At 46.7% G+C, this 13499-nt stretch carries 11 protein-coding genes; 9 read left to right on the top strand and 2 right to left on the bottom strand.

Translation table 11 applies throughout. The features are described from left to right. Positions 1 to 276 precede the first annotated feature (276 nt). From uvrA to GO755_RS06440, 5 genes are all read left to right on the top strand, one after another. Positions 277 to 3150: an excinuclease ABC subunit UvrA gene (uvrA, locus tag GO755_RS06460; protein WP_317165808.1), complete on the top strand. Its 2874-nt coding sequence runs from the start codon at positions 277 to 279 to the stop codon at positions 3148 to 3150. Positions 3151 to 3208: 58 nt separating this feature from the next. After that, a complete protein-coding gene (locus GO755_RS06455; protein ID WP_157583902.1) occupies positions 3209 to 3613 on the top strand; it encodes a hypothetical protein in 405 nt (134 codons plus the stop codon). A 181-nt stretch (positions 3614 to 3794) separates the two neighbouring features. Continuing rightward, positions 3795 to 5042, top strand: coding sequence for a metal-dependent hydrolase family protein (locus tag GO755_RS06450; protein WP_157583901.1), 1248 nt, complete (start codon positions 3795 to 3797; stop codon positions 5040 to 5042). A gap of 221 nt (positions 5043 to 5263) precedes the next feature. Beyond that, positions 5264 to 6547 (top strand): citrate synthase, encoded by a 1284-nt coding sequence (locus GO755_RS06445; protein WP_157583900.1) that lies wholly within the window; start codon positions 5264 to 5266, stop codon positions 6545 to 6547. Between the two features lie 159 nt (positions 6548 to 6706). Next, positions 6707 to 7351, top strand: a complete 645-nt coding sequence (locus GO755_RS06440) for a transposase (RefSeq protein WP_198174768.1) — start codon at positions 6707 to 6709, stop codon at positions 7349 to 7351. 88 nt (positions 7352 to 7439) lie between these two features. Here the strand turns inward: GO755_RS06440 and recA are convergent, their stop codons facing one another. Both recA and GO755_RS06430 read right to left on the bottom strand, forming a co-directional pair. Further along, positions 7440 to 8534 carry a recombinase RecA gene (gene recA, locus GO755_RS06435; RefSeq protein ID WP_157583898.1) on the bottom strand — a complete coding sequence of 365 codons (1095 nt, stop codon included), beginning with the start codon at positions 8532 to 8534 and terminating at the stop codon, positions 7440 to 7442. A gap of 177 nt (positions 8535 to 8711) precedes the next feature. Then, positions 8712 to 9194, bottom strand: coding sequence for a hypothetical protein (locus GO755_RS06430; RefSeq protein WP_157583897.1), 483 nt, complete (start codon positions 9192 to 9194; stop codon positions 8712 to 8714). 261 nt (positions 9195 to 9455) lie between these two features. On the opposite strand from GO755_RS06430, the gene eno reads away from it, so the two are divergent. The 4 genes from eno (at position 9456) to gpmI (ending at position 13387) form a co-directional block, all read left to right on the top strand. After that, positions 9456 to 10736 carry a phosphopyruvate hydratase gene (gene eno, locus GO755_RS06425; protein ID WP_157583896.1) on the top strand — a complete coding sequence of 427 codons (1281 nt, stop codon included), beginning with the start codon at positions 9456 to 9458 and terminating at the stop codon, positions 10734 to 10736. Between the two features lie 107 nt (positions 10737 to 10843). Next, positions 10844 to 11155, top strand: coding sequence for an FtsB family cell division protein (locus tag GO755_RS06420; RefSeq protein WP_157583895.1), 312 nt, complete (start codon positions 10844 to 10846; stop codon positions 11153 to 11155). Positions 11156 to 11224: 69 nt separating this feature from the next. Beyond that, complete coding sequence (locus GO755_RS06415) at positions 11225 to 11743, top strand: low molecular weight protein-tyrosine-phosphatase (protein ID WP_157583894.1); 519 nt, start codon at positions 11225 to 11227, stop codon at positions 11741 to 11743. Between the two features lie 66 nt (positions 11744 to 11809). Then, on the top strand, positions 11810 to 13387 hold the full coding sequence (gene gpmI / locus GO755_RS06410) for a 2,3-bisphosphoglycerate-independent phosphoglycerate mutase (protein WP_157583893.1): 1578 nt from the start codon (positions 11810 to 11812) through the stop codon (positions 13385 to 13387). The last annotated feature ends 112 nt before the right edge of the window (positions 13388 to 13499 follow it).

Genomic DNA, 13499 nt, shown 5'->3' with positions numbered 1-13499 from the left:
TTGAAATCAGATTAACAAAATTAAGGATTCTGCCCGCTTGTGCAAGGTGACAAAGCGGGATACATGGCATCAGACAACTATTGGGGTTTTATAATAGCCAGGCAGTCAGAAGGTTAAGCCGTTGACGAATTGTCAAGTTCTTGGAATAGTGAAGTGATAGGGATATTTAATATAACTGGATCTTAAACGTGAAGTATTAACTCTATTTTTCGACCTCTGGTCGGGAAACTACCCCCACCCGTTTTACGTTGTTCTTTAGAATAAGCCACTCCCAACGTGACGACTGAAGAAAAGCCCCAATTAACTGATATTGACCTGACGGGATACGACCAGATTGAAGTCCTCGGTGCCCGTGAACATAACCTTAAAAATATTGACGTTACTATCCCCCGCAACAAGCTGGTTGTTGTAACCGGCATCAGCGGAAGTGGGAAATCATCGCTGGCCTTCGATACGATTTATGCTGAGGGTCAACGGCGCTACATGGAGAGTTTTTCGGCCTACGCCCGCTCGTTCATTGGCGATATGGAACGACCTGATGTAGACAAAATCAACGGCCTCAGCCCGGTGATTTCCATTGAGCAGAAAACTACGTCCAAAAACCCGCGCTCAACGGTCGGGACTACGACTGAGATTTACGATTTTTTACGATTGCTCTATGCTCGTGCGGGTGAAGCGTTCTCTTACTTGACGGGCCGGAAGATGGAGCGCCAGTCGCAGGATCAGATTATTGATACCATTCTGGAGCAGTACGCTGGTCAAAAACTGACCTTGTTAGCGCCGATCATCAAAAGCCGTAAGGGACATTACCGCGAGTTATTTGTGCAGATTGCCAAGACGGGCTATACGAAAGTTCGGGTGGATGGTGTCGTGCAGGACATTGCACCGAAGATGCAGTTGGATCGCTACAAAATCCACGATATCGAAATTGTCATTGATCGACTTGTTCCTAAAGCGGATGATCGCTATCGGCTCAGTCAGTCGATCCAAACGGCGCTGAAACAGGGTAAAGGCGCTATGCAGATGTTGGATGGAAAAGGGCAACTGGTCTACTTTTCTCAGAACCTGATGGATCCCGAATCGGGGATTAGCTACGATGAACCATCACCGAACTCATTCTCTTTTAACTCTCCATATGGTGCTTGTCCGGTTTGTAACGGATTGGGTGTGGTGGAAGAAATCACCGAAGAATCTGTGATTCCAGATAAGTCGTTGAGCATCAGTCGAGGAGCTATTGCCCCCCTAGGCGAGTATCGTGAGTTGTGGATTTTTAAGGAAATCGAAGCAATTCTGAAAAAGTACAAGCTTAATCTCACGACGCCTGTCGTCAAATTCCCCGAAGAACTGCTTCATGCGCTGATGTACGGTACAGAGGAGGAAGCAACGGTTCCATCTAAGAAGTTCGTTGGGGAAGATTATTACAGCTTTAAGTTCGAAGGGATTGTCAACTTTCTGAAACGGCAACAGGAAAACAGCACCGATAAAATTCAGGAATGGCTCAAGGATTTCATGGTCATAAAACCCTGCCCTGAGTGTGAAGGTGCACGGTTGAAAAAGGAATCGCTGTATTTCAAGATCGACCAGAAGAACATTTCCGAACTGGCACGCATGGACATCTCGGAGCTAACGGAATGGTTTACAGGACTAGAAGGTCGCTTGACCGATCGCCAGAAAGTCATTGCTAAAGAAATTCTGAAGGAAATCCGTAAACGTATCGGTTTTCTGCTCGACATCGGCCTCGATTACCTGACTCTTGATCGCCCACTACGTACGTTGTCAGGTGGCGAAGCGCAACGCATCCGACTGGCTACCCAAATTGGGACGCAGTTGGTTGGGGTACTCTACATTATGGATGAGCCGAGTATCGGGTTGCACCAGCGTGACAACGTGAAACTCATTGATTCACTAAAGAATCTGCGCGATTTAGGCAATACCGTTCTGGTTGTCGAGCATGATAAAGACATGATGCTCGAATCTGACTTTATCCTCGACATTGGTCCCGGCGCCGGTAGACATGGTGGACAGGTCGTGAATCAGGGCACTCCCGAAGAGTTTCTACAAAATCGGTATGCCGGAGGCACTAGCACCACCGCCGATTATCTAAGCGGTCGGCGAGCTATTGAAGTGCCTGCCGAACGGCGAAAGGGCAATGGTAAATTCTTGATTATTAAGAACGCTACTGGCCACAATCTGAAAAACGTAACGCTGAAACTGCCGCTCGGCCGCATGGTGACCATCACGGGCGTATCGGGAAGTGGTAAATCATCACTGATTCACGAAACGCTGTTTCCGGTACTGAATCGTCATTTCTATAAATCGAAGCGTGAACCGCTACCGTTCAAAACGGTAGAAGGGCTGGAGTATCTGGACAAAGTGATTGAGGTCGATCAGTCGCCGATTGGTCGGACTCCTCGCTCGAATCCGGCTACCTACACAGGTATGTTCTCCGAGATTCGAACACTGTTTGCGGAATTACCCGAGGCCAAAATTCGGGGTTATAAACCCGGTCGGTTCTCGTTTAATGTAAAGGGCGGACGTTGTGAAGATTGCGAAGGCGCGGGCATGAAGAAGATCGAAATGGAATTCCTGCCCGACGTGCACGTTATGTGTGAAACCTGCAAAGGCAAACGCTTCAATCGCGAAACGCTGGAAGTACGTTTTAAAGGTAAATCCATTGCCGACGTACTCGATATGACTGTTGAACAAGGATTAGACTTCTTTGCCAGCCAACCAAAAATTCTGCGCAAAGTAACAACACTGAACGACGTAGGGTTGGGGTACATTACCCTCGGCCAACATGCGACAACACTCTCGGGTGGCGAAGCACAACGGGTGAAACTTGCCGAAGAATTGTCGAAAAAAGACACAGGTAAAACGCTCTACATCCTTGACGAACCAACGACCGGACTGCATTTTCAGGACATATCTCACCTGCTTGACGTGCTGAATAAACTTGCCGATAAAGGAAATACAGTCCTGATTATCGAACATAATCTGGATGTTATCAAAGTCTCTGATCACCTTATCGACCTCGGGCCAGAAGGTGGTAACAAAGGTGGTAACATTATTGCCGAAGGCACGCCCGAAAAAGTGGCCGAAGCGAAAGGAAGTTATACGGGTAAGTTTTTGAAGATGGAGTTGGCGGGGTAAAAGACGTAAACGGCTTTTAGTTTCGTTGGTCTTAAAAACAACCTGCGAAAACAGTTTTATGCGTAACCCATTCTTCTACGTTTTGCTCCTCGTGCTAGTCGTTTTAGACGCCTGGCTATTGGCACACCCCAATCTGATTGGTCAGGCTGGGGTGTTCTTTTTTGAATACTCGGCCATTGAAACATTTCCAAAAGCCCTCGGAACCGTTTCGATGGTGGTCGTTGTGTTCATCCTGATAACCTGGTTGGCCGGACGGTTGAGTCAACCTGTAGCCATAGGTATTACTATTGCGCTGCTAGCAGGATCGGTTTATTACCTGTTCCAGAGTTTTTCCCAATACAATACGGGTATTTACAAGCTTACAGGTGCTGGATTTCGGGCAGGCGCTATTTTACTCCCAGGGCTAGTCGTGCTCGTAGTTGGAAAAGGTGTTTGGGATGTGATTTCGACTAAGCGTAACTGATGTATTGATATCGACGTGATGTCGGTTACTAATAACCGATAATTTAGGTTTCTCAAAACCTATCGGTACAAACAGTAGTTTTGAGAAACCTAAATTATTAGATGTGATTATCTGACAGCACAAAAAAGAGCCTCAGTGGCTCTTTTTTGCGTATTTTTGAGATAGCTCACTCACTTCATTTATGAACAAATTATACTTTCTCTTACTCTGCTTACCCGTATCACTTTTTGCGCAATCAACTTACCTACTTAAACCCGATCGTGTCTTCGATGGTGAAACCATACATGAAGGCTGGGTTGTGCGTGTAAAAGAGGATAAAATTGAAGCGGTCGGCCCTGCATCTTCGATATCGGCAACAGGGGTCGAACTGGTTGATTTAAAAGGAACTACGCTGACACCTGGCTTAATTGAAGGACACTCTCACTTATTACTTCACCCCTATAACGAAACAACCTGGGATGATCAAGTCCTGAAAGAAGCTCGCTCATTACGGGTGGCACGGGCTACTGTTCACGCGCAGAAAACGCTTCTGGCGGGTTTCACAACCGTGCGCGACCTTGGTACTGAAGGTGCTGATTACGATGATGTAGGCCTGAAACAAGCCATTAATAACGGCATTATTCCGGGACCACGCATGATTATTGTGACGCGAGCGCTTATTGCAACTGGAAGCTATGCGCCCAAGGGCTTTAGTCCGGATATTGACGTACCACAGGGAGCGGAAGAGGCTGACGGGCACGATGCACTAATTCAGGCCGTTCGACGGCAGATTGGCAAAGGAGCCGACGCCATAAAAATCTACGCCGATTACCGATGGGGATTAATGGCAGAAGCACGACCAACTTATACCATCGATGAAATCAAACTCATTGTCGAAGTCGCTAAAAGCAGTGGTCGGGCGGTAGTAGCCCATGCAGGAACTGCCGAAGGAATGCGTCGAGCGATTTTGGGTGGTTGCGAAACAATCGAACATGGTGACACTGGTACTCCCGAAATTTTTGCCCTTATGAAGCAACACGGCACCGCGCTTTGCCCAACATTAGCGGCTGGCGATGCGGTGAGTCAGTATCGTGGCTGGAAAAAAGGTCAGGAAGCCGAGCCAGAACGGATAAAACGGAAACGAGTGACATTTAAGCAAGCGTTGGATGCCGGCGTTACAATCTGCGCTGGTGGAGATGTTGGTGTGTTTAGCCACGGCGACAATGCTCGTGAACTGGTGATGATGGTCGATTATGGCATGAAACCCATCGATGTATTACGCTCGGCAACCTCCGTAAATGCGGACGTTTTTCACCTTGCAGACCGTGGTCGGATTCGTCCCGGTTTGCTGGCCGATTTGGTAGCGGTAGAGGGCGATCCCAGCAGAACCATTAGCGATCTACAACGTGTGCGGACGGTTCTAAAAGGTGGGATTTTTTATAAACGATAACCGAAAAACCTATCATATATCTTCAAGTTAAGGCTTAATACAAACGTAATACGGCTTTTTTACAACAATTTCATCTGTCGTTTGGATTTTTGGGCTAATTTCGCCCGGACAGTTCCGCTTCGGCGTTTCGGATCAGAATGAAGACTTGTTTCACGCAAATTCATCCTGATATGCACTAACCCGCAAACTCATTACCTCTGTTAACTCTACCCCGTTTTAGTATGGCAAACACCGCTGAATTAACTGTCGATGGCAAGTCTTATTCATTCCCAACACTGGAAGGAACCGAACATGAAAAAGCTTTCGATATTTCGAATCTCCGTGATCAGACCGGCTACGTTACGTTAGACCGGGGTTATAAAAATACAGGTGCTACAAAAAGCGCTATTACGTTTTTAGATGGTGAACAGGGTATTCTACAATATAGAGGTTACTCTATTGAAGATCTGGCAGCAAAGGCCTCTTTCCTTGAAGTAGCCTACCTGCTCATCTATGGTGAATTGCCAACCCAGGAGCAGTTTGCAACCTTTGAGACGTCAATTCGTCGTCATACACTGGTAAACGAAGACATGCGGAAAATCTTTGACGGCTTTCCGGTTAATGCACATCCAATGGGCGTCTTATCGTCCTTAGTAAGCGCAATGAGTGCGTTTTACCCTGATCTGGAAGGCAGTAAAGAGGATACAACGGACCAACATATCATTCGTTTGCTGGCCAAAATGCCTACGATTGCTACCTGGTCGTACAAGCGGGGGTTGGGGCATCCGATGAATTATCCTAAAAATAATCTCGACTACATCCCGAACTTCCTGAACATGATGTTCTCGTTGCCGGTCGAAGATTATAAAGTTGACCCAGTTGTTGCTGAAGCTCTAAATGTGCTGCTTATTCTCCATGCCGATCACGAGCAAAACTGTTCAACGTCAACGGTACGGCTTGTAGGTTCGTCGCAGGCGAACATTTATTCGTCTATTTCGGCGGGTATCAGCGCTTTGTGGGGACCACTGCATGGCGGAGCCAACCAGGAAGTAATTGAGATGCTCGAAGACATTAAAGCTGACGGCGGTGACGTATCGAAATACGTAGATATGGCTAAAAATGCGAAAACGACGGGCTTCCGCCTGTTCGGTTTTGGGCACCGTGTCTATAAAAACTTCGATCCGCGTGCCAGAATCATCAAAAAGGCTGCTGATGACGTTCTAAGTAAACTTGGTGTGAACGATCCTGTATTGGAGATTGCGAAAGGTTTAGAGGAAGCAGCTCTGCACGACGATTATTTCGTATCACGTAAGTTGTACCCAAACGTCGATTTCTATTCGGGCATTATTTATCGCGCTTTAGGCATCCCAACCAATATGTTTACGGTTATGTTTGCTATTGGTCGTTTACCAGGCTGGATTGCGCAATGGAAAGAAATGCGCGAGCAAAAAGAACCCATTGGTCGCCCCCGTCAGATCTATACAGGCGCAACTCTGCGGGAGTTTGTACCCATTGAGAAACGGTAATTTATTGTAGTACCGACCGTCCCGGTCGGGTGTGAGAATAGACAAATCACTGTCTAGCTTTACACTCGACCGGGACGGTCGGTTTTACGTTGAGGTGACGAAAATAATATCATGCTGTTTCATATCACACCCGACCGGGACGGTCGGTATTATACAGATATGGAGCCAGATATATATCGCCGTAAACTTCCCCATATTCAACCATTATTCGGAACATTCTTTGTTACATACCGACTCTATAACTCCCTGCCGGTTTCTATTAGGCAACAACTTCGTGAAGAGTACACTTTTGAGAAGATTCGTTTAGCCAAGTCAGACGAGTATTCAATCAAGGTTGCAGATGAATTGAATCGTCATTACTTCGGTCGTTTTGATGCACTGCTGGATTTGTGCGCTTATTGCCCCGCCTATTTAGCAGATGAAGAAGTGACAAAAGTAGTGGCTGACTCTTTACATTTTTGGGACAGCCAACGTATTGACTTGATTGCCTACACGATTATGTCCAATCATGTGCATACCGTTTTTACACTATTAGGAGAGGAGACTGAGATAGGGAAAACAAATTCGCTAAAGCGATTAATGCATTCAGTCAAAAGTTATTCAGCTCATAAGGCTAATGCATTGCTCAACTTAAGGGGTAAATTTTGGGAAGAAGAGTCTTACGACCGTCTAGTTCGCGATACTGATGAGTTACGTCGTATTGTAAGGTATATAGTAATGAATCCTGTGAAAGCTGGTTTATGTAAAGATTGGAAGAACTGGACTTGGAGTTACGTTAAACCAGAATACGACGAATTCTCATAAAACAGACCGTCCCAGTTGGATGTGAAGCTAGACATTAACTTGTCTGTTTCACACCCGACCGGGACGGTCGGCACTACAAAGAAATTAATTAATCATCAAGTTCACCTTCGCCGTCGGCATCAGTACCGGCCAGAACGGGATCGAGTAGTGCTTCATCATCTTCGGCAATTTTCGCCCGAATTTTTCCTTCAATTTCTGCCATCAGTTCAGGATTGTCGAGCAACAGTTCTTTCACCGCATCGCGACCCTGGGCCAACCGACTGGTGCCATAGGAGAACCAGGAACCTGACTTCTTAACGATCTCCATTTCAACGGCTAAGTCAAGAACTTCGCCAACTTTCGAAATGCCCTGACCGTACATAATGTCGAACTCAACGACTTTGAAAGGAGCAGCCAGTTTGTTCTTAACGACTTTCACTTTCGTGCGGTTACCCACGATGTTATCGGCACCTTCTTTGATTTGGCCAATCCGACGAATGTCAAGACGTACCGACGCGTAGAATTTTAGCGCATTACCGCCCGTTGTGGTTTCGGGGTTACCGAACATCACACCGATCTTCTCGCGCAACTGGTTGATGAAAATACAGCAGCAGCCCGTTTTGTTGATGGTACCGGTCAGCTTCCGCAGGGCTTGTGACATCAGACGAGCCTGTAAACCCATTTTGCTTTCGCCCATTTCACCTTCGATCTCAGCCTTAGGCACAAGAGCAGCAACAGAGTCAATAACGATGATGTCGATAGCACCAGAGCTAATGAGGTGTTCTGCGATTTCAAGCGCTTGTTCACCATTGTCGGGCTGTGAAATCAGGAGGTTTTTGGTGTCAATACCCAGCTTCTCAGCATAAACACGGTCGAAAGCGTGTTCAGCGTCGATGAAGGCTGCCAGGCCGCCCGCTTTCTGTGCTTCGGCGATGCAGTGCATCGTTAATGTGGTTTTACCTGACGATTCAGGGCCGTAGATTTCAACGACACGACCACGCGGCATACCGCCAATACCGAGGGCTAAATCTAAACCCAAAGAGCCGGTCGAAATAACCGGAACATCGACAACTTTCGTTTCGCTCAGGCGCATGACGGTGCCTTTGCCGAACGCTTTGTCAAGTTTCTCGATGGTCGTTTGAAGAGCTTTTAATTTACTGTCATTAGCAGATGCTGTGGCTTGCGCCGTATCTGATTTTGCCATGTTAGGATGGTTGTTTAAACAGATAAAATTACCCAAAAATCGCCGGATTGCCAAACGGTTTTTGAAAATAATTGGGGCTTTTTAGCTGCGGATTTAGGTAGAAAAAGTAAAACTGAAAAAGTCCGCCAATTGCCTTATTTTCAGGGAAATTGGCGGACTTTTGATGACGATTTTAAACTACAAAGTTGAATCAGCAGCGGCAGATTGCTGAGGCTGTTGCGCCTGAGGTTGAGCTGGTTGCGGCTGACCCGGCTGATAGCCGGGATAAGCTGACGTATCACCGTACGGACGAGCAGCTGGACCAACCACTTCTACCTGGGTGATATAATACTTAGTTTCGCCATTCCAGGGGAATTTAAGTATCTTTTCTTCGTAATGTAGCGTCACCCGTTGGCCAGATTTAACGGCTTCTGTAATCTGTTTAGCTACAGCTTCATCTTTCACCGAAAAGTCAAAATATTGTGGGGTGAGCGAACCCGTTTCGCCCGAAAAACCGCCGACATTCAGAACGCCTTCATACGTTTTGAAAATAAAACCCCGACGACTGAATTTAGACACAGTTCCAGCTCGTTCGCCATCGCTATAGCTCCAGCCCGTAAGTGCATAGAGTACACCACAAACAATTAATAAAAACAATAGAAAATATAAGAGCCCTCGCATAGGTATGGTTGATTTAGTTGTGCTTTATAGGCACACAAATAGACAAAAATTTCTGATAACTTCTGTTCAGGACTGTAAAGACCATGAATTATTCATTAAGTAACGAACCAAACCCATTCCTGTTCTGAAGTTTTGCCCTGTATTTCGTTACTTTGCGCCTGATAAGCTAATCGGCCTAAAGGCTTGGGAGTCAAATTCCAATAAACCAGTATGCCAGACCGATAGACGAGTTCGTTATTAACCCCTTCTTATTTCTCTGCAATGAGTACCATTCAAAGCATTCATGCCCGACAGATTCTGGATTCACGCGGTAATCCGACCGTCGAAGTGGACGTCCGTACCGAAAACGGTTTTCTGGGCCGTGCTGCCGTGCCATCGGGCGCATCGACAGGCACCCACGAAGCGGTTGAGCTTCGCGACGATGACAAAAAGGTTTACGTAGGCAAAGGCGTTCTGAAAGCCGTTTCTAACGTTAACGAACTGATTTTCCCGGAGCTGGTTGGTATTTCGGTTTTTGAACAAAGCATGATTGATAAAATTATGCTTGAACTAGATGGTACACCCAACAAAGGTCGTTTAGGGGCCAATGCTATTTTGGGTGTGTCGCTGGCAGCATCGAAAGCCGCTGCACAGGAAGCAGGTTTGCCCCTTTATCGCTACATCGGTGGCGTTAATGCAAACACCCTGCCTGTTCCGATGATGAACATCCTGAACGGTGGTTCACACGCTGATAACTCGATTGATTTCCAGGAGTTCATGGTAATGCCAGCTAATGCACCGACTTTTTCGGAAGCATTGCGGATGGGTACCGAAATTTTCCATACGTTGAAAGGTGTATTGAAAAAAATGGGCCTTGCTACCAACGTAGGTGATGAAGGTGGTTTTGCCCCAAACATCAAATCGAACGAAGAAGCAATCCAGACTATCCTTCAGGCTATCGAGAAAGCAGGCTACCGCCCAGGCGAAGACGTTTGGATTGCTATGGATGCTGCTTCTTCTGAATTCTACGATGCCGAAGCGGGTGTTTATCACTTCAAAAAATCGAGTGGTGACAAACTGACCTCGTCTGAAATGGCTGGCTTCTGGAAAGATTGGGCTTCTAAATACCCGATTCTGTCGATTGAAGATGGTATGGCCGAAGACGATTGGGCTGGTTGGAAATTACACACCGACGAGCTGAAAGGCACGAACGTTCAATTAGTAGGTGACGATCTGTTCGTAACGAACGTAACACGTCTACAAGAAGGTATCGACAAAGGCATTGCCAATGCGATTCTGGTGAAAGTAAACCAGATTGGTTCGCTGACCGAAACGATTGATACTGTTAACCTGGCGAAACGTAATTCCTACAAGAACATCATGTCGCACCGTTCGGGCGAAACGGAAGATGCTACCATCGCTGACTTGGCGGTAGCGTTGAACACAGGCCAGATCAAAACGGGTTCGGCTTCACGTTCAGACCGGATGGCGAAATACAACCAACTGCTTCGTATCGAAGAAGAATTAGGCGAAACCGCGTATTTCCCAGGACTTAAGTTTTAATGAAGACGGGGCCGCCCGTGCTGTGAAGAGTTAAAAGTGAAGAATAGGCCTTGTAAAACGGTTATTTTTATTCTTCACTTTTCATTCTTCACTCTTCACTTTCCATCATGCTCCAAAAAATCCTTCGCAAACTTGGCAATTTCTACGTCGCTTCTGGCTTAGGGCTTCTGCTATGGATGACGTTTTTTGATGCGAATGATCTGCCAACCCAAATTCGGAATTGGTGGACGCTGCATGAGCTGGATGGGGAAGCGCAGTATTATCGGGAGAAAATCAAAACCGTACAGACCGACCAACGGGAAGTATTGGGGAATGATCGACTGCGAGAGAAATTCGCTCGTGAAAAATACTGGATGAAAAAACCAGGTGAAGATGTATTCGTCATTGTCGACGAGCACAATGAGCCGTTAGAAAAGTAATGATGAATGATAAATGATGAATGATTTCAGTGAGATTCATTTATCATTCATCATTCATCATTTATCATTATGATAAACGTCCTCTTCGTTTGTTATGGCAATATCTGCCGGTCGCCAGTGGCGGAAGGTGTTTTCAGGCAGTTAGTGGCCGAAGCAGGTCTTGATAAGCAGATTCAGACAGATTCCGCCGGAACAGCATCTTTCCATATTGGTCAACTTCCCGACAGACGTACCCGCGAGAACGCGCTCGAACATGGTCTTACGCTTACACATCGCGCCCGGCGGCTTACAGGCGACGACCTTGCGCAGTTCAATTATTTTGTGGCCATGGACGAGACGAATCTCGAAGCCATCGAAAAGTTGAACTATCGTAGCACGGGCTTATATTCCAACGATACCATATTTTTACTTCGGGAATTTGATCCAGATGTAAGTGATCAGCCCAATGTGCCCGATCCCTACTACGAAGGCCCTGAGGTCTTTGAAGACGTGTATCAAATTGCACTACGTTGCTGTAGACAGTTATTGACGTACTTAATTCAACAGCATAATTTTAATGAGCGAAAGAGCGAAAGAGTGAAAGAGTGAAATGCTGGCGTAAGCTTTCTTCACCTTTTCGCTCTTTCGCTCTTTCGCTCTCTTACTCATTAAGACATGAACAAAAAAGTCATTCTCATCATTCTCGATGGCTGGGGTATTCCACTCAAGCCCGAGGTGTCAGCTATTGAATCGGCGCATACGCCATTCATGAACTCCTTATATCCCAAGTATCCCAATAGTACGCTGGAAGCCTCGGGCTTAGCCGTTGGGCTACCAGCTGGCCAAATGGGTAACTCCGAAGTAGGACACATGAACCTTGGCGCAGGTCGGGTTGTGTATCAGGATTTGGTGAAAGTTAATAAAGCTGTTGAAGAACATACGCTTGATAAAGAGCCTGTTCTGGTCAATGCGTTGACGTATGCTAAAAACAACGGTAAGAAAGTCCATTTCATTGGCCTTGTTTCTGATGGTGGCGTTCATGCCCATATCGAGCACGTAAAAGGCTTACTCTCCATTGCCCAAACGTATGGCCTGACAGACGTATTTGTCCACGCTTTCACCGATGGCCGAGATACAGATCCTAAAGGTGGCGTTGGTTATCTGACGGATTTACAGGCGCACATGGCAGCTACAACGGGGCAAATTGCCAGTGTCATTGGCCGCTATTATGCAATGGATCGTGATAATCGTTGGGAGCGCGTTAAAGTGGCCTACGATGCGATGGTACACGGCGAAGGCGAAAAAGTAGCCGCTGCTGACGTGACGAAAACGCTTCAGGCATCTTACGACGCTGGCGTGACTGATGAATTCGTAAAACCAATTATCGTTTCGAATGCTGATGGATCGCCAGTGGCGGTTATTGAAGATGGCGATGTGGTACTCTGCTTCAACTTCCGCACCGACCGGGGACGCGAAATTACGCAGGCGTTGACGCAGAAGGATTTTCCAGAGCAGGGAATGCGAAAACTCAATCTGGATTACATCACAATGACCAAGTATGACGATGAATTCGTAGGGGTGAAGGTCATTTTTGAGAAAGATAACCTACAAAATACACTGGGTGAAGTCATTGCTAATGCGGGTCGGAAACAGATTCGGATTGCCGAAACGGAGAAATATCCCCACGTTACGTTCTTCTTCTCGGGTGGGCGTGAAGAACCGTTTGCTGGCGAAAAACGTCTGCTTTGCCCGTCTCCTAAGGAAATGGTGATTCGTGACGACCGGGGTGTAGAGATCACTATACCAGTGAAAACCTACGATCAGATTCCCGAAATGGCGGCCTATGATATTCGGAACGCGATCATTCCTGAATTAGAGAAAGAGGAAGCCGATTTCATTTGCCTGAACTTCGCTAATACTGATATGGTAGGCCACACAGGCGTGTTCGAAGCAGTAGTAAAAGCCGCCGAAACAGCGGATGCCTGCGCCAAAGCCGTTACTGAAGCTGCGCTGGCGCATGGATACGCAACCATTATCATTGCTGACCACGGCAACGCCGAATACATGACTAATGATGATGGTACGCCCAATACGGCCCACACGACGAACCTGGTTCCTTGTATTTTGGTCGATAAAGACTACCACCCAGAACTCAACAACGGTAAACTCGCCGATATTGCTCCGACTATTCTTCAACTGATGGGCATTCCACAACCACCCGAAATGGGCGGTGTGAGTTTGATTAAAGGCTAGTTAGTGTTTTTGAGTTCCATGTCTCAGGTTCCATGTTCAATTGTGCATCAGCCAACTTGAAACATGGAACCTGAAACCTTTTATAGTAGTACAATACCCCCTTTCTTCTTTA

The organism is Spirosoma arboris (assembly GCF_009754945.1).
Taxonomy (GTDB): Bacteria; Bacteroidota; Bacteroidia; order Cytophagales; family Spirosomataceae; genus Spirosoma; species Spirosoma arboris.
This window is presented reverse-complemented; position numbering and strand designations above follow the sequence as displayed.